Annotated in this window: 18 protein-coding genes and 1 tRNA gene; 15 read left to right on the plus strand and 4 right to left on the minus strand. The window is 64.6% G+C overall.

Going from position 1 to position 16,824, the window contains the following annotated elements; all coding sequences use genetic code 11:
* Nucleotides 1-72: 72 nt before the first annotated feature.
* Genes rsmI through ACSSV4_RS16870 form a run of 4 tightly spaced genes read left to right on the plus strand, consistent with a single transcriptional unit; the run spans nucleotide 73 to nucleotide 3,242 of the window.
* On the plus strand, nucleotides 73-951 hold the full coding sequence (gene rsmI / locus ACSSV4_RS16855; protein WP_454276258.1) for a 16S rRNA (cytidine(1402)-2'-O)-methyltransferase: 879 nt from the start codon (nucleotides 73-75) through the stop codon (nucleotides 949-951).
* Complete coding sequence (locus tag ACSSV4_RS16860) at nucleotides 948-1,373, plus strand: YraN family protein (protein WP_454276259.1); 426 nt, start codon at nucleotides 948-950, stop codon at nucleotides 1,371-1,373. The genes rsmI and ACSSV4_RS16860 overlap by 4 nt, the downstream gene beginning before the upstream one ends.
* Nucleotides 1,374-1,431: 58 nt before the next feature.
* Nucleotides 1,432-2,367, plus strand: a complete 936-nt coding sequence (gene gshB, locus ACSSV4_RS16865) for a glutathione synthase (protein WP_454276260.1) — start codon at nucleotides 1,432-1,434, stop codon at nucleotides 2,365-2,367.
* Nucleotides 2,364-3,242 (plus strand): alpha/beta hydrolase fold domain-containing protein, encoded by an 879-nt coding sequence (locus ACSSV4_RS16870; protein WP_454276261.1) that lies wholly within the window; start codon nucleotides 2,364-2,366, stop codon nucleotides 3,240-3,242. Before gshB ends, ACSSV4_RS16870 begins: the two co-directional genes overlap by 4 nt.
* Here ACSSV4_RS16870 and ACSSV4_RS16875 read toward each other — a convergent pair.
* The 3 genes from ACSSV4_RS16875 to lipB form a co-directional block, all read right to left on the minus strand.
* Nucleotides 3,229-4,743 (minus strand): YifB family Mg chelatase-like AAA ATPase, encoded by a 1,515-nt coding sequence (locus ACSSV4_RS16875; RefSeq protein WP_454276262.1) that lies wholly within the window; start codon nucleotides 4,741-4,743, stop codon nucleotides 3,229-3,231. The genes ACSSV4_RS16870 and ACSSV4_RS16875 overlap by 14 nt on opposite strands.
* Nucleotides 4,744-4,886: 143 nt before the next feature.
* Nucleotides 4,887-5,273, minus strand: a complete 387-nt coding sequence (locus ACSSV4_RS16880; protein WP_454276263.1) for a c-type cytochrome — start codon at nucleotides 5,271-5,273, stop codon at nucleotides 4,887-4,889.
* Between the two features lie 97 nt (nucleotides 5,274-5,370).
* A complete protein-coding gene (gene lipB, locus ACSSV4_RS16885) occupies nucleotides 5,371-6,072 on the minus strand; it encodes a lipoyl(octanoyl) transferase LipB (RefSeq protein ID WP_454276264.1) in 702 nt (233 codons plus the stop codon).
* Nucleotides 6,073-6,155: 83 nt separating this feature from the next.
* On the opposite strand from lipB, the gene ACSSV4_RS16890 reads away from it, so the two are divergent.
* From ACSSV4_RS16890 to ACSSV4_RS16900, 3 genes are all read left to right on the plus strand, one after another.
* On the plus strand, nucleotides 6,156-7,499 hold the full coding sequence (locus ACSSV4_RS16890) for a peptidoglycan-binding domain-containing protein (protein ID WP_454276265.1): 1,344 nt from the start codon (nucleotides 6,156-6,158) through the stop codon (nucleotides 7,497-7,499).
* Nucleotides 7,500-7,613: 114 nt separating this feature from the next.
* A tRNA-Leu gene (locus ACSSV4_RS16895) sits at nucleotides 7,614-7,700 on the plus strand.
* Nucleotides 7,701-7,881: 181 nt separating this feature from the next.
* Nucleotides 7,882-8,466, plus strand: coding sequence for a carboxymuconolactone decarboxylase family protein (locus ACSSV4_RS16900; protein WP_454276266.1), 585 nt, complete (start codon nucleotides 7,882-7,884; stop codon nucleotides 8,464-8,466).
* Here the strand turns inward: ACSSV4_RS16900 and ACSSV4_RS16905 are convergent, their stop codons facing one another.
* Nucleotides 8,467-8,820, minus strand: a complete 354-nt coding sequence (locus ACSSV4_RS16905; RefSeq protein ID WP_454276267.1) for an ArsR/SmtB family transcription factor — start codon at nucleotides 8,818-8,820, stop codon at nucleotides 8,467-8,469.
* Nucleotides 8,821-9,085: 265 nt separating this feature from the next.
* On the opposite strand from ACSSV4_RS16905, the gene ACSSV4_RS16910 reads away from it, so the two are divergent.
* The 8 genes from ACSSV4_RS16910 (at nucleotide 9,086) to ccmB (ending at nucleotide 16,818) form a co-directional block, all read left to right on the plus strand.
* On the plus strand, nucleotides 9,086-9,718 hold the full coding sequence (locus ACSSV4_RS16910; protein ID WP_454276268.1) for an ATP-dependent Clp protease proteolytic subunit: 633 nt from the start codon (nucleotides 9,086-9,088) through the stop codon (nucleotides 9,716-9,718).
* 150 nt (nucleotides 9,719-9,868) lie between these two features.
* Nucleotides 9,869-11,140 (plus strand): ATP-dependent Clp protease ATP-binding subunit ClpX, encoded by a 1,272-nt coding sequence (gene clpX / locus ACSSV4_RS16915; protein ID WP_454276269.1) that lies wholly within the window; start codon nucleotides 9,869-9,871, stop codon nucleotides 11,138-11,140.
* A 278-nt stretch (nucleotides 11,141-11,418) separates the two neighbouring features.
* A complete protein-coding gene (gene yajC, locus ACSSV4_RS16920) occupies nucleotides 11,419-11,700 on the plus strand; it encodes a preprotein translocase subunit YajC (protein WP_454276270.1) in 282 nt (93 codons plus the stop codon).
* A gap of 45 nt (nucleotides 11,701-11,745) precedes the next feature.
* On the plus strand, nucleotides 11,746-14,379 hold the full coding sequence (secD, locus tag ACSSV4_RS16925) for a protein translocase subunit SecD (protein WP_454276271.1): 2,634 nt from the start codon (nucleotides 11,746-11,748) through the stop codon (nucleotides 14,377-14,379).
* Nucleotides 14,372-15,124, plus strand: a complete 753-nt coding sequence (locus ACSSV4_RS16930) for a TSUP family transporter (protein ID WP_454276272.1) — start codon at nucleotides 14,372-14,374, stop codon at nucleotides 15,122-15,124. Before secD ends, ACSSV4_RS16930 begins: the two co-directional genes overlap by 8 nt.
* Nucleotides 15,125-15,137: 13 nt before the next feature.
* Nucleotides 15,138-15,491 carry an Mth938-like domain-containing protein gene (locus ACSSV4_RS16935; protein WP_454276273.1) on the plus strand — a complete coding sequence of 118 codons (354 nt, stop codon included), beginning with the start codon at nucleotides 15,138-15,140 and terminating at the stop codon, nucleotides 15,489-15,491.
* A gap of 56 nt (nucleotides 15,492-15,547) precedes the next feature.
* Entirely contained in the window at nucleotides 15,548-16,165 is a 618-nt protein-coding gene (ccmA, locus tag ACSSV4_RS16940) for a heme ABC exporter ATP-binding protein CcmA (protein ID WP_454276274.1), read from the plus strand.
* A complete protein-coding gene (gene ccmB, locus ACSSV4_RS16945; protein WP_050661176.1) occupies nucleotides 16,162-16,818 on the plus strand; it encodes a heme exporter protein CcmB in 657 nt (218 codons plus the stop codon). The genes ccmA and ccmB overlap by 4 nt, the downstream gene beginning before the upstream one ends.
* Nucleotides 16,819-16,824: the final 6 nt, after the last annotated feature.

Below are 16,824 nucleotides of genomic sequence, written 5' to 3' on the forward strand. Positions count from 1 at the left end.
TCTCCCTGTTGCGTTTTGCCTTTGGCCAGACGCGGTTGAGGTCGATCATAAACGTCATACGGAGCGGGTCCAGTGGTGAATCCCGACAAGCAGAAACTGGCCGTGGGGCTGTATCTCATCGCCACGCCGATTGGCGCGGCGCGCGACATCACGCTGCGCGCGCTCGATCTTCTGGCGGCGGCGGATGTGCTGGTGGCCGAGGACACGCGCAGCCTGCGTCGGCTGATGGATATTCACGGCGTGCGCCTCGGGGACCGGCCGCTCTGGCCGTATCACGACCACAATGGCGCGCGCATGCGGCCACGCATCCTGGCGGCGCTGGCCGAGGGGAAATCGGTGCTGTATGCGTCCGAGGCGGGCACGCCGATGGTGGCCGATCCGGGCTTTGATCTGGGTCGTGCGGCGGTGGCGGAGGGCTTCGATCTGGTGTCGGCGCCCGGTCCGTCGGCGGTGATCACGGCGCTCACCTTGTCGGGCCTGCCGACCGACCGGTTTCTTTTCGCGGGGTTCCTGCCCAACACGTCGGGCAAGCGCAAAACCGCGTTGGGCGAACTGGCGGCGGTGCCTGCGACGCTGGTGTTCTACGAATCCCCCAAGCGGGTGGCGGCCATGCTGCGCGACGCGGCGGAGGTGCTGGGCGCGGCACGCCCGGCGGCGCTCTGCCGGGAGATCACCAAGAAATTCGAGGAGGTGCGGCGCGGGACATTGGCAGAACTGGCCGAGGGCTGTGCTGATGCTGCCCCGAAAGGCGAGATCGTTGTCGTGGTGGGGCGTGGGGATTCAGGAAATATTAGTGAAATGGATCTAGATAGGGTGTTGCGTGAGGCGTTGCAGGCGGGATCGGTGCGGGATGCCTCCGATCAGGTGGCGGCGCGGCTGCGCCTGCCACGGCGCAAGGTCTATCAGCGGGCACTGGTGCTGGCGGCGGAGTATGAAGGAGGCGAGGAATGACCCAGATGAGTTTCGATTTCGAGGCCCCGTTGGCGGTGGCGCGGACAGGGATCACGGCGCGCCGCAATCGCGGATTGCGGGCGTATCTCTCGGGCTGTGCGGCGGAGGATGCCGCGTTGCGCGCCTATGAGGCACGGGGTGCGCATCTGCTGGAGCGGCGCTGGCGCGGCGCGGGCGGCGAGATCGACCTGATCCTGCGCGAGCCCGATACTTACGTGTTTTGCGAGGTGAAGAAGGCGGTCAGGTTCGACCTGGCGCTGGAACGGATTCGGCAGGGGCAGGTGCTGCGGATTTTCTCGGCGGCGTCCGAATATCTGGGCCAGACGCCCGAAGGGCAGCTGGCCCCGGTGCGGTTCGATCTGGTATTGGTCAACGCCATGGGAGAGCTGCGCCTGATGGAAAACGCCTTCGGGCATTTCTGAATTGCACCTCTGCGCGGCATGGCGCATGTAAGTGGCGGATCGCAACAGGGGGCCGCCCATGAAAATCGCCTTTCAGATGGACCCGATCGGGCCGATCAACATCAATGCCGACAGCACGTTCCGCCTGGCCGAAGAGGCGCAGACGCGGGGTTACGAGCTGTTCTATTACCTGCCCGAGCGGCTGGCCTATGACGAGGGGCGGATCACCGCACGGGGCTGGCCGCTGACGGTGCAGCGGGTGGCGGGGGATCATTTCAGCCTCGGCGTGGAGCAGACCGTCGATCTGGGCGAGTTCGACGTGGTCTGGCTGCGGCAGGATCCGCCTTTCGATATGTTCTATATCACCACCACGCATCTGTTGCAGCGGCTGAGCCCCAAGACGCTGGTGGTCAATGATCCGTTCTGGGTGCGCAATTATCCCGAGAAGCTGCTGATCCTCGATTTCCCGGACCTGATGCCGCCGACCAGCATTGCGCGGGATATCGGGACCATCAAGGATTTCCGCGCGCGCCATGGCGACGTGATCCTCAAGCCGCTCTACGGCAATGGCGGGGCGGGGGTGTTCCATTTGCCGGAGGCCGACCGTAACCTGGCGAGCCTGCACGAGATGTTCACCGGATTCAGTCGCGAGCCGCTGATCGTGCAGAAATATCTACCTGCGGTGAGCAAGGGCGACAAGCGGGTGATCCTCGTTGATGGCGAGCCGATCGGCGCGATCAACCGGGTGCCAGCCGTGGGCGAGACGCGATCCAACATGCATGTCGGCGGGCGCGCCGAGAAGGTCGAGATGACCGCCCGGGACCGCGAGATCTGCGACCGGATCGGGCCGCTCTTGCGCGACAAGGGGCAGGTTTTCGTGGGCATCGACGTGATCGGCGATTACCTGACCGAGATCAACGTGACTTCGCCCACCGGGTTGCAGGAATTGGAACGCTTTGACGGGACCAATGGCGCCGGGCTGATCTGGGACGCGATCGAGGCGCGGCGGGCATGAGTTGGCAGCTGGCGCTCTTGAACCGGCATCTGCGCTGGTTCGAGAAGCCGGCGCTGGCACGGTTGCCGGTGGAGCGGTTGCGTCGGTCGTTCGAGATCAAGTCGAAGCTCTATTTTCACGCGCCGTGGGGGAGTGTCTATCGGCGGGCGCGTCTGGCGGATGTGCCGGTGCAATGGGCGCAGGCGCGCGATGCCGAAGACGAGCCTGTGATTCTCTATTTGCATGGCGGGGCCTATGTGTTTGGCTCGTCCGACACGCATTGGGCGATGCTGGCAAAGCTCTCGGCGCTGACCGGGCTGCGGGCCTGTCTGCCGGATTATCGCCTGGCCCCCGAACATGCCTTCCCGGCGCAGATCGAGGATGCGCTGGCCTGTTACCGGGTGCTGAGGGCCGAGCACGAGGTGATCCTAGGCGGGGACAGCGCAGGTGGTGCGCTGGCGCTGGCGCTGTTGCACGAGATCCTGGCGCAGGAGATCGCGCCGCCGAAGGGTGTTTTTGCCCTGTCACCGCTGGCCGACATGACATTCTCGGGCGCGTCGATCGCCGAGAATGCCGTGCGCGACGTGGTGCTGTCGCCGGGGCGGATCGGGGAGATGCGCGAGATGTTCCTGGCGGGGCAGGACCCGGAGGATCCACGCGCCTCGCCGTTGCGGGGCGACTATGCCGGTGCGCCGCCGGTCTGGATGGCGGTCGGCGATACCGAGATCCTGCGCGATGACGCGGTGAGGATGCAGGGGGTGCTGGAGGCGCAGGGGGTGACAAGCGTGTTGCATGTCGAACGCGATCACCCGCATGTCTGGCCGCTGTTTCACAATGTGCTGCCCGAGGCCAAGGCGACCTTGCGCGATCTCGCGGGGTGGGTCAGCTCTCTTTGAGGGTGCCGATGCGAAAGCTGACGGCCTCGGCGACATGGGGATGGCGCACCGCCTCGTCGCCGTCGAGATCGGCGATGGTGCGGGCGACGCGCAGCACCCGGTGATAGCCGCGCGCCGTCAGGCCGAAGCGGTCGGCCACACGGGTGAGCAGCGCGCGCCCCTCTGCATCGGGCGTGGCGATCTCTTCCAGGGCCTCGCCTTCGGCATCGGCATTGAGGCGCATATCGGGCCGGCCCTCGAAGCGCGCCTGTTGCACCGCCCGCGCCGTCGCGACCCGCGCGGCCACCTGAGAAGATGTGTCGCCCGAGGGCGGCAGGTCGAGATCGGTGAAGGCCACGGGCGGCACCTCGACCCGCAGATCGAAGCGGTCCATCAGGGGGCCGGAGATGCGGCCCATGTAATCCTCGCCACAGTTGGGGGCGCGCGAGCAGGCGCGGTTGGGGTCGCTGAGATACCCGCATTTGCACGGGTTGGCGGCGGCGACCAGCATGAAGCGGCAGGGATATTTCACATGCGCGTTGGCGCGGGCGATCATCACCTCGCCGGACTCGATCGGCTGGCGCAGGGTTTCGAGCACGGTGCGCGGGAATTCGGGGAATTCGTCCATGAAGAGCACGCCGTTATGCGCAAGGCTGATCTCACCCGGGGCGGCCCGTCTGCCACCGCCGACGATGGCGGCCATCGAGGCGGTGTGATGCGGTTCGCGGAACGGGCGGCTGCGGTTGATCCCGCCTTCGGACAAGAGCCCGGCGAGCGAGTGGATCATCGAGGTTTCCAGCGCCTCGGGGGCGGTGAGCGGCGGCAGGATGCCGGGCAGGCGCGCGGCGAGCATGGATTTGCCCGAGCCGGGCGTGCCCACCATCATCAGGTGGTGGCGTCCTGCGGCGGCGATCTCCAGCGCGCGTTTGGCGCGTTCCTGGCCCTTGACGTCGCGCAGGTCGCGGCCTTGGGCGGCCTCGATTACTTCGCCCGCCTCGGCCGGTTGCAGGGGCGATTGGCCGGTATAATGGCGCACCACGTCCGCAAGGCTGCCCGCGCCGATCACCTGCGCGGCGCCGACCCAGGCCGCCTCGGCGCCGCAGGCGCGGGGACAGAGCAGGATGCGGTTCTCCTCGGCGGCGGCCATCGCGGCGGGCAGCGCGCCGATCACCGGCACGAGCGTGCCGTCGAGTGACAATTCGCCAAGCGCGGTGGTGCCCTCGGCGGCGTCGGAGGGGATGATTTCGAGCGCCGCGAGCAGGGCGAGGGCAATCGGCAGGTCGAAATGGCTGCCTTCCTTGGGCAGGTCGGCGGGGGAGAGATTGACGGTGATGCGCTTGGAGGGCAGGGCGATGGCCATGGACGAGAGCGCCGTGCGTACCCGGTCGCGGGCCTCGGACACCGTCTTGTCGGGCAGGCCGACGAGCGAGAAGGCCGGGACGCCCGGGGTGATGGCGCATTGCACCTCGACCGTGCGCGCCTCAACCCCCTCAAAGGCTACGGTATAGGCGCGTGCGACCATGCGGGTCCCTTCCGGTTACGTCATGGTTAATGCGTAGCGCGGCAGGCGTTTAGGAAAGGTTAATCGTGGGCTGCACCCCCCACGAAAAAGGCCGCCCGGGGATGCCCGCGCGGCCTGTGGCAATTCTGCTGTCCGGTTCGGGATTACTCGGAAAACGTTGCGAGATAGGCGGCCACGTCTTCCTGACCCTTGCGCAGTTTGAAGGTCATCTTGGAGCGGCTGCCGAGGAACTCGTTGGGGTCGGTCACGTATTCCGCCAGGTTCTCCTCGGTCCAGACCTCACCGGCCTCGGCCTTGGCCTGAAGCCCGTCGGAATACTTGAAATCCTCGACGCTGCCCATGGTGCGGCCGATCACGCCATAGAGGTTGGGACCGACCTTGCCGCCCTTGACGATGGTCTCGGAGTCCGAGGCGATCGTGTGACACGCCTTGCACTTGTTGAATTCTTTTTCGCCTTTCTCGGCGTCCTGCGCCAGGGCGGGCATGGCGAGTGCCACCAGGGTTGCGGTTGCGGCGATCAGGGTCTTCATGGGCTACCTCACTGTCGATTTGGTTTCAGTCCGTTAGGACAATAGATCGGCTGACCCATGTTGCAAGCTCAACTTTGCCGCAGGGCCGGGACGGGCATCAGCCCGCGCGGTCGGGGGCCGTGAATGCGCCGTCGAAGCAGCGCCGCAACGCCACGTCGAGATCGGCCATCGTCACCGGCAGGCCGAGATCGACAAGGCTCGTGACCCCGTGCTCGGTGATGCCGCAGGGCACGATTCCCGTGAAATGCTCGAGATCCGGCTCCACATTGATGGAGATGCCGTGAAAGCTGATCCATTTGCGCAGGCGGATGCCGATGGCGGCGATCTTGTCCTCGGGCGGCTGGCCGGTGGCGGTGAGCGGCCTGTCACGGCGTGCCACCCAGACGCCGACACGGCCCTCGCGGATCTCGCCGGTCACATTGAATTGATCGAGCGTGGCGATCACCCAGCCCTCGAGCTGTTGCACGAAACGGCGCACGTCGCGACCGCGGCGGCCCACATCGAGCATCACGTAGACCACGCGCTGACCGGGGCCGTGATAGGTATATTGCCCGCCGCGCCTGGACGCATAGACCGGAAAGCGGTCGGGATCGGTCAGATCGGCGGGCCTGGCCGAGGTCCCGGCGGTATAGAGCGGCGGGTGTTCGAGCAGCCAGATCGCCTCGGCGGCGTCGCCGGACGCGATTCGCGCGGCGCGCGCCTCCATCGCCTCGACCGCCTGAGGATAGCAGGTCAAACCGGCGGAGACATGCCACTCCACGCCATTTTGATCGGTCTCGATGAGGGATTCGGGGGTCAAGGCTGGACTCGCTGCGTCGAGACAGGGAAAGTTGTGCTAAGGTGGTGACATAGTGTCTTGTAGCTGATTACGGGAGAAGAGAGATGGTTTCAAAGCGAATTGTGATGGCGGCGCTGGCCGCGACGCTGGCCTTGCCCGCCGGGCGCGCGGCGGCGGATTTCGCGGATGGCCTGGTCGGTGGCCTTGTCGGCGGCGCGGTCAGCGGGATCATCGTGAACGAAAGCGCCAAGGCGCGTGAGCGCAGGCGCACCACGACGACCACCACCAACACCACGCGCCGGGTCTACACTGCGCCGAGCAACTCGGTCGAGCGTCAACAGGTGCGCGAGACGCAGACAGCGCTCAACTATTTCGGTTTTCCTGCAGGCACGCCGGACGGGGTGCCGGGACGCAACACGCGCAATGCCGTGTCACAATTTCAGGGACATATGGGCTATCCGGTAAGCGGTTACCTGGCCGATTACGAGCGCCAGTTCCTGATCTCGTCCTATTACCGCGCGCAGAGCAGCGGTGCCGCGACGTCGCAATTGATCGCGCAGCGCGGGCAGGGCACGCGCGGGCTCCTTTACGCCTATCGCGATGAAGCCGTGGGTGTGCCGACCTATGCAGCAGCCCCGGTGCCTGCGCCGCAGGCGCAATCGCCGGTGATGGCTGCGGTACCGCAGGCCGCGCAGGTGCCGCAGGCTGAGCAATCGACCCAGCAGCCTGCCTCGTTTGCGCTGCCCAACCTGATGGCCTCGGGCGGCGACGGGCCGTCGCTGGCCTCGCATTGCAACCAGGTCAGCCTGATCACAAGTTCGAATGGCGGGTTCGTGACCGAAGCCTCGCTGTCTGACGCGCGCTTTGCCCTGAACGAGCAGTTCTGCCTTGCGCGGACCTATGCCATCGCCGAGGGCGAGACCATGGCCGCCAACCTCAAGGGGGTGACGTCCGATCAGCTGGAGGAGCAGTGCCGCGCCTTCGGCCCGGCGATGCGGGATTATGTCTCGGCGCTGTCGCTCAATGAGCGGGACGCGGTGATCAGCGATGTGCGCGGCTTCGTGCTGCAATCGGGCCAGTCGCCCGCGCAGCTGGCGGGCACCGCCAAGATCTGCCTGTCGGTCGGCTACCGGATCGACAACATGAATGTCGCGCTCGGCTCGGGGCTGTTGCTCACCGCCGTGGGCGAGGAAGCCTATGGCGAGTTGATGGGCCATCACCTCAACGAGGGGTTCGGCACGACTCGTCGGCCCGACCTGGCTCTGGCCTGGTATGACGGGGCGGTGACGGCGGTGGAAAACGGCGCCGAGCCGGCCTTTGCCCCCGGCAATTCGGGGCGTAACGCGCTTCTCCGCAAGGCCGCGTTCCAGTCGCAGGGCGCGCAGGCACCAAAGCCGCAGGAAACGGTGCAACCGGCCTCGACCCTGCCCACATTCTCGTTCGAGTGACCGGGCGCGAAGACCGGGAAAGACGGGTGTTGAAAAAATCCGGAGGGGCAATGGTTTTGCCCCTTCACAATCCCGATCAGGTTGCTTATACGGCGCGCACCTACCTGAACACGTGCGGTCGTGGCGGAATTGGTAGACGCGCAGCGTTGAGGTCGCTGTGGGGTAACACCCGTGGAAGTTCGAGTCTTCTCGACCGCACCATTTCTCTCCGGAATGTCAATGCCTGCGTGTCGCGACAGGCGTTACGGCCTTGGCTCGCGCAGTATCGCACAGCTCGTCCCGCAGTCCCGCACCAGCCTCACGTTTAGGTGAACGTCCTGCCGGTTACATCGCGGCGGTCGCCGTATTAGCTATGCTGCACCCACAACAAGAGGAGGGTTACATGACTGCTGAATACAAGGTGGACGCCACCCCCGTGAGCGACGATCAGGCCGAGGGTCTGGCAAAGGACCTGCTGGACGGGGCCCGCGCCAAGCTGGGCTTCGTGCCGAACATGTATCGTGGTATGGCCGTCAATCCGGGCCTGCTTAGCACCTATCTGCACGGCTATGATCATTTTCGCACGCAGGCCAATTTCACGCCGCCGGAGCAGGAGGTCGTGTTCCTGACCATCTCGCTGGCCAATGGCTGTGATTATTGCACCGCCGCGCATTCGATGCTGGCGATCAAGGTCTCGAAGCTGTCTGAGGCGCACACGCAGGCGCTGCGCGATGGCAAATCGCTGGATGATGACAAGCTTGAGGCGCTGCGCCGCTTTACCTATCACATGTGGGAGACGCGCGGCCTGCCGACCAAGGCGGAGGCCGAGGCGTTCAAATCCGCAGGTTACTCGGATATTCACGTGCTGGAGATCATCCTGGCGATGGCCGTCAAGACGATCAGCAACTATTCCAACCACGTGAACCACACGGATGTGGACGAGGTCTTTGCCCCCTTCACGGTGGACAAGACCGTCAAAGCCGCCTGATCAGGCGTTGCGCCCCTGCGCGTCGGGGGCGCAGAACAGCTCGTACACCACTTCGAGCACGCGGCGCGGGCGTTCATCGGCAAGGCTGTAATAAATGGCCTTGCCCTCGCGCCGGGTGGTCACCAACCCTTCGAGACGCAGGCGCGACAACTGCTGCGACACCGCCGCCTGCCGGGCCGAAAGCAGCTCTTCCAATTCGGTTACGGATTTCTCGCCCGAGACCAGATGACACAGAATCATCAAGCGCCCCTCATGGCTGATTGCCTTGAGGAAATTGGCGGCCGTGGTCGCGTTTTCGACCATGCGGTCCATTTCTTCCGGGCTTGTGCTGTCGTCGAGGACGGGCAGGGGCATGTTTCTTGCATCCGCTATGAGTTTTATGCGAGTATTTAGCGCGTTTTTCGGTGTTCTGCAAAACATGTGCGGGCGAGCACGCGAAAAAGTGACCGGCTGTGGCGGCAAAAGCGTCAGGTGCGGCGCGGGGTGCCACAAATTAAAGCGACGCCCTTGCAGCCCATTGGGCGCGACACTAAGACTCCCTTAGCAACTGGCCGGGTACGGTCGGCAAATCCCATCGACCCGGGCAGGCAGGCCCGGGCAAAACAGCAGGCGGGCCCAGATGAACGACCCTATGGAAACCTACATGAACACCCTCGTGCCGATGGTCGTCGAGCAGACCAGCCGGGGAGAACGCGCCTATGACATCTTCTCGCGTCTTCTGAAGGAGCGGATCATCTTCATCACCGGTCCGGTGCATGACGGCATGTCGAGCCTGATCGTGGCGCAGCTTTTGCATCTCGAGGCGGAGAATCCGAAGAAGGAAATCAGCATGTATATCAACAGCCCCGGCGGTGTCGTCACCTCGGGCCTGTCGATCTACGACACGATGCAGTATATCAAGCCCAAGGTCAGCACGCTGGTCGTGGGGCAGGCGGCGAGCATGGGGTCGCTTCTGCTGACGGCGGGCGAGCCGGGGATGCGGTTCTCGCTGCCCAACAGCCGGGTGATGGTGCACCAGCCCTCGGGCGGCTATCAGGGCCAGGCCACGGATATCATGATCCACGCCAAGGAGACCCAGAAGCTCAAGGACCGGCTGAACGAGATTTACGTCAAGCATACCGGTCAGACCCTGAAGAAGGTCGTGGATGCGCTCGAGCGCGACAATTTCATGTCGCCCCAGGAGGCCAAGGACTGGGGCCTGATCGACGAGATCGTCGAGAATCGCGCCAGGGACGACGACGAGGAAAAATAAGGCGATCACGGCACCCTGACCGGGGGCGCGCGATTTTCGGATTGTGGTGCTTTTCCGCCTGTCCTAAGCTGGCGGGAGAGACGAAAGACAGAGCAAAGGCCCTGACCGGGCCGCATGACGCAGAGCGGCGCAGGGTCTGAAAGGTACGTGATGGCAACGAATTCCGGCGGCGACGGCAAGAACACGCTTTACTGCAGCTTTTGCGGCAAGAGCCAGCATGAGGTGCGCAAGCTCATCGCCGGGCCGACCGTGTTCATCTGCGATGAATGCGTCGAACTGTGCATGGACATCATCCGCGAGGAAACCAAGAGCGCGGGGCTGAAATCGAGCGAGGGGGTGCCGACACCGCATGACATCTGCGCGGTGCTCGATGATTACGTGATCGGGCAGGCGATGGCCAAGCGGGTGCTGTCGGTGGCGGTGCACAACCACTACAAGCGCCTGAACAATTCCGGCAAGAGCGATATCGAACTCAGCAAATCGAACATTCTGCTGATCGGCCCCACCGGCTGCGGCAAGACGCTTTTGGCGCAGACGCTGGCGCGCATCCTCGATGTGCCCTTTACCATGGCCGATGCCACCACCCTGACCGAGGCGGGCTATGTCGGCGAGGATGTGGAGAACATCATTCTCAAGCTGCTGCAATCCTCCGAGTATAATGTCGAGCGCGCGCAGCGTGGCATTGTCTATATCGACGAGGTCGACAAGATCACCCGGAAGTCCGAGAATCCCTCGATCACCCGCGACGTGTCGGGCGAGGGGGTGCAGCAAGCGCTCTTGAAGCTGATGGAGGGCACCGTCGCCGCGGTGCCGCCGCAGGGCGGGCGCAAGCATCCGCAGCAGGAATTCCTGCAGGTGGACACCACCAACATCCTCTTTATCTGCGGCGGTGCCTTTGCCGGGCTCGACAAGATCATCGCGCAGCGCGGCAAGGGCAGCGCGATGGGCTTTGGTGCCGATGTGCGCGGCAATGATGAGCGTGGCGTCGGTGAGATCTTCACCGATCTGGAGCCGGAGGACCTGCTGAAATTCGGGTTGATTCCTGAATTCGTCGGGCGTCTGCCGGTGCTGGCGACGCTGGAGGATCTCGACGAGGACGCGCTGGTGACGATCCTGACGCAGCCCAAGAATGCGCTGGTCAAGCAATATCAGCGGCTGTTCGAACTGGAGGGTGCGCAGCTTACCTTTACCGACGATGCGCTGACCGCGATTGCCAAAAGGGCGATCGCGCGCAAGACCGGGGCGCGCGGCCTGCGCTCGATCCTCGAGGATATCCTGCTCAACACGATGTTCGACCTGCCGAGCCTGGAGAATGTCGAGGAGGTGGTCGTCAACGAGGAGGCGGTCACGTCGGACGCCGCCCCGCTGATCATCTATGCCGAGTCGAAGGGCAAGAAGAAGGAAGGCGCGAGCGCCGGCTGAGTGTCCACCGGCACGACGTGAAGCATCTGAAACCCGCGCCCTCCGGTGCGGGTTTTTTCATACCGCTTTGGTCTGGACGGGCATCAGACCCGCGGCGCCGGGGCCAAGAGACCGCGCATTGGCGGGTTTTGCGAAGCCAACCGACGCGCTCTGCTCTGCTTGTTTGCCGCAAGGTCGCAACCGGGCTTTCCCGCCTTGCAAATGCTCCGCCCCGACCTTAGGTTCCCGCTCAATTCGCGGGGCCTCCGCCCCGGCACATCAGACAAGGACAGCACCCAATGGAAGCCTTCGGCCAGTTCATTCCCCTCATTCTGATTTTCGTGATCATGTATTTCCTGCTGATCCGTCCGCAGCAGAAAAAGCTCAAGGAACACAAGGCGATGGTCGAATCCCTGCGTCGGGGTGACCAGGTGGTGACCCAGGGTGGCCTGATCGGCAAGGTGGCCAAGGTCAAGGACGACAACGAGATCGAGGTCGAACTGTCGGAGGGCGTCAAGGTCCGCGTCGTGCGCTCAACCATCGCGCAGGTTCTCTCCAAGACCGAGCCTGCCGAGGGCTGAGCCCTACCGTCACCTACGCGCCTAACCCATTGAAAAGGCAATATCATGTTGCAAATCGACCTGTGGAAACGCCTTGTCATTTGGGGTCTTGTGGCGCTCGGTCTGCTGCTGGCTCTACCGAATGCCTTCTACGCGCGGGTCGAGACGCATAATGACGCTGCGGCGGCCATCGAGGCCGGGGCCGATCCGGCTGCGCTTCAGGACGAAATGGCACTTTGGCCGGACTGGATGCCGTCCGATCTGGTCAATCTGGGCCTCGATCTACGCGGTGGCGCCCACCTGCTGGCCGAGGTTCAGGTTGAGGATGTCTATGCCGCACGGGTCGAAGGCATGTGGCCGGAAGTGCGTGACCTGTTGCGCGAGGAACGCGACCGCGTCGGCCCGATCCGCCTGCAAGATGCCGAGGGTCCCGAATTGCGCGTGCGTCTGGTCGAGCGCCCCGAGATGGCCGACGAGGCGGCGAGCCTCGTGCGTGGCCTCGCCCGGCCGGTCACCAGCCTGACCGGCGCGGGATCCACCGATATCGACGTGACCACCGACGGGCCGGACGTGATCGTGCGCCTGAGCGAGGCCGAACAGCGCGCGACCGATGAACGTACCGTGCGGCAGGCGCTCGAAATCATCCGTCGCCGCATCGATGAGACCGGCACGCGCGAGCCGACGATCATGCGGCAGGGTTCCGATCGGGTTCTCATCCAGGTGCCCGGCATCGGCTCGGCGGCCGAGGTCAAGGAGCTGATCGGCACCACCGCGCAATTGACCTTTCAGCCGGTTGTGAGCCGGTCCTCCGACGCGGATGAAAACCCGGGCGTTGGCAACGAGATCCTGCCCTCGCTCGACGAGCAGGGCGTGTTTTACATCCTTGAACGCAGCCCCGTCGTGACCGGCGAGGAGCTGGTGGACGCGCAACCCGATTTCGACCAGAACGGGCGGCCCGCGGTGTCGTTCCGCTTCAACCCGACCGGCGCGCGCAAGTTCGGCGATTACACCGCCGACAATATCGGCAATCCCTTCGCCATCGTGCTCGATGGCGAGGTGATCAGCGCGCCGGTGATCCAGAGCCACATCCCCGGCGGATCGGGCATCATCACCGGCAATTTCTCCGTCGAGGAGAGCACCCAACTGGCGGTGCTGCTGCGCGCAGGGGCGTTGCCTGCGGGGCTGGAATTCCTCGAGGAACGCACTGTCGGTCCGGAACTAGGAGCGGACAGCATCGAGGCGGGCAAGATCGCCACGGCTGTCTCTTTCGTGCTGGTGCTGGTCTACATGTTCCTCAGCTATGGCCGCTTCGGCATCTTTGCCAATATCGCCCTCATCATCAACGTGGGTCTGATCTTCGGCCTGCTCAGCCTGATCGGAGCGACGCTGACCTTGCCCGGCATCGCAGGGATCGTGCTGACCATCGGCATGGCGGTGGATGCCAACGTGCTGGTCTTCGAGCGGATCAAGGAAGAGATGAAGACCGCCAAGGGGGCGGCCCGCGCCATCGACCTGGGCTATGAAAAGGCAATGAGCGCCATCGTCGATGCCAATATCACCACCTTCCTCACGGCGCTTATCCTCTACGTCATGGGCTCCGGCCCGGTACGTGGATTTGCGATCACGCTCGGTCTTGGTATCATCACTTCGGTTTTCACAGCGCTTTTCGTCACCCGCCTGATCGCTGTGATGTGGTTCGAACGCAAACGCCCCAAAACCGTTCTGCAAGGTCGTGCGCTGCGCCTTGTACCGGAGCAGACCTCGCTCGATTTCTTCAGCAGGTGGAAGCTGTGGCTGGGGATTTCCGGCGTGATGATCCTCGTGGCGCTTGGCTCTTTCGGGCTACAGGGGCTCAATTTCGGCATTGATTTCAAGGGCGGCACCACGATCCGCACGCAAAGCGCCGAGCCGGTGGATGTGGGCCAATACCGCGACGCGGTCGGCTCTTTGGGGCTGGGTGACATCAGCATCACCGAAGTGTTCGACCCGACTTTTGGCCCCGATGAGAACGTCGCCATGGTCCGCATTCAGGCACAGGACGACACCGAGAGCGTCTCGCCGCAGGTGATCGCCGAGGTCGAGGCGGCCTTGCAGTCGGCGGTGCCGGATATCGAGTTCACCTCGGTCGAGAGCGTCGGGCCCAAGGTTTCGGGTGAGCTTATTCAGGCCGCGATCATCGCGGTCGCGCTCGCCATCGGTGCGGTGCTGATCTATATCTGGCTGCGCTTCGAGTGGCAGTTCGCCGTGGGTGCTGTGATCGCCCTTGTGCATGACGTGGCGCTGACGGTGGGCGTCTTCTCGGAATTGCAGATCCAGTTCGATCTGGCGATCATCGCGGCACTGCTGACCATCGTTGGCTACTCGCTCAACGACACGGTGGTGGTCTTCGACCGGGTTCGCGAGAACCTGCGCAAATACAAGCAGAAGCCGCTGCGCGAAGTGCTCAACATCTCGATCAACGAGACGCTGAGCCGAACTATGATGACCTCGGTCACCACGCTTCTGGCGCTCTTCGCGCTCTACTTCCTTGGTGGTGACGTGATCCGTGGCTTTGTCTTCGCGATGATCTGGGGCGTGGTCGTCGGCACCTATTCGTCGATCTTCGTGGCCTCGACGGTGCTGATGTGGCTGGGTGTCACGCGCGACTGGACCAAGCCCGACGCCAACGCCGGCACGCAATTCGCCAATGTGGATGCCTGAGGCGCTGGCCACGGCGCTCGCCGCGCCGGGGCTGCCCTGGCTGATGCTGGCGATCGGTCTCGCGGGGATCGTGCGGGGGTTCACCGGGTTCGGCACGGCGCTGATCTTTGTGCCGGTTGCGGGCATTTTCCTCGCGCCGCAGGTGGTGGTGGGGGTGATCACCCTGACCGGCATTGCCAGCACCTCGGCGCTTCTGCCGCGCGCCTGGGGGCAGGCGGACCGGCGCGAGGTGGGGGTGCTGGCGCTCGCCGCGCTGATCACCGTGCCGCTTGGCCTGTGGCTCATGGGGATGCTCGACCCGGTGACGATCCGCTGGATCGTGGCGACGGTCGCCGCCATCACACTCGGCGCGCTGATCGCGGGCTGGCGCTTTTCGGGTGTAGTCAGCCGCCCGATGCTCATCGCCATCGGCGCGGTGGCCGGGGTAATCGGCGGGCTGACGGGGCTTACCGGGCCGGTGGTGATCCTGTTCTACCTCGCCGGACAGTCGCTGGCGCAGACCGTGCGTGCCAACACCATCTTGTTCCTGGCCGTGCTTGATGTGGTGATCGTCGCCAATCTACTGCTTCAGGGCCGGGTCGAATGGCATATCTTCCTGCTCGCGCTGGTTCTTGCGGTGCCCTATTTCATCACCTCGCTGATCGGGCAGGCGCTGTTTGATCCGCGCCACGAGCGGCTTTACCGTTGGGCCGCCTATGCCGTGATCGGCCTGGCCGTGCTGAGCGGCCTGCCACTCTGGACCTGAAGGAGACGCTGCCATGCAGATGACCGAAATCAGCTTTGCCGGGGCCACGCCGATTGACGGCTACGGTCCGGGGTTTTTCCGCGTCGCGGGCGAGGTGATAGAGGGCGCGATCCTCGTGACCGTGCAATCGGCGCGCGGCTGGGGCGGGTTCGAGGATACCCAACCGCTCCTCGATCTCGCCCAGGAGGTGGACGTGATCTTCATCGGCACCGGCGCCGAGGTCGCGCATATCCCCGCCGATCTGCGCCACGCGCTGGAAGAGGCCAATGTCGGGGTCGAGACAATGAGTTCCCCCGCCGCTTGCCGCACCTATAACGTGCTCCTCTCCGAGGGGCGGCGCGTGGCGGTGGCGGCATTGCCGGTGTGACGATGCGCGCAGCCTTGGCGCTTTCCGCGCGCCCGGTTTCGGGCTAAAGCGGGCGCATGATGCTGACCGTGACCGATCTGAGCATAGCGCGCGGCGGGATACCCGTGCTGGAAGGGCTGAACCTGTCGCTCGGGGCCGGTCAGGCGATGGTCCTGCGCGGGCCGAACGGCATTGGCAAGACCACGCTTTTGCGCACCATTGCCGGGTTGCAACCGCCACTTTCGGGCACGGTCGAAGTAACGTCCGAAAGTCTCGTCTATGCCGGTCATGCTGACGGGATCAAGCCGACGCTCACGGTCGCTGAGAACCTCAACTTCTGGGCGCAAGCCTTTGGCAATCATGATATTTCAGCAGCAATGCACGCATTCGCCCTCGACCCCTTGGCCGCACGTCCCGCAGGTGCGCTGTCGGCCGGGCAGAAACGCCGGTTGGGGCTAGCGCGGCTTTTGGTAACGGGCCGCGCGATCTGGGTTCTGGATGAGCCGACCGTGTCGCTAGATACCGATGCCGTGGCGATGTTCGCCGCCGCCGTGCGCGCCCATCTGGCACAGGGCGGGGCCGCACTCATCGCCACGCATATCGATCTTGGTTTGGCGGAGGCGCAGGTACTCGACGTCGCGCCCTTTCGGGCCAAGCCGCTCGATATCGAAGATTTCGACGGGGCCTTCCTGTGATCGCGCTGCTGATGCGCGATATCCGGCTGGCGATGCGCGCGGGCGGCGGCTTTGGTCTTGGCCTGTCGTTCTTCCTGATCGTCGTGGTGCTGGTGCCCTTCGGCGTCGGGCCGCAAAGCGCGCTTCTCTCCAAGATCGCACCGGGCATCCTGTGGCTCGGCGCGCTTCTGGCCTGCCTTTTGTCGCTCGACCGCATCTTCGCGCTCGACTGGGAGGATGGCAGCCTCGATCTGCTCGCCACTTCGCCCCTGCCAATGGAGGGGATCGTCAGCGTCAAGGCGCTCGCCCACTGGCTCACGACCGGGTTGCCGCTGGTGTTGGTGGCGCCGGTTCTGGGCGTGCTGCTGAACCTGCCCGAGGCGGGCTTTCTCTGGCTCACGCTCTCGCTCGCGCTCGGCACGCCCGCGCTGAGCGTGATCGGCACGTTCGGCGCGGCGCTGACCGTGGGCCTCAAACGCGGCGGATTGCTCCTCAGCCTGCTTGTGCTGCCGCTCTACGTGCCTACATTGATCTTCGGAGCCGAGATGGCCCGGCGCGGTGCGGAAGGGTTTGATATCACCACACCGCTGCTGTTACTCGCGGGGATCACCTGCGGCACCATCGCGCTTTTGCCTTTCGCCTCGGCTGCGGTATTGAGGGTCAACCTGCGATGAACAAAG

This window comes from Roseovarius sp. MBR-154 (assembly GCF_053628595.1).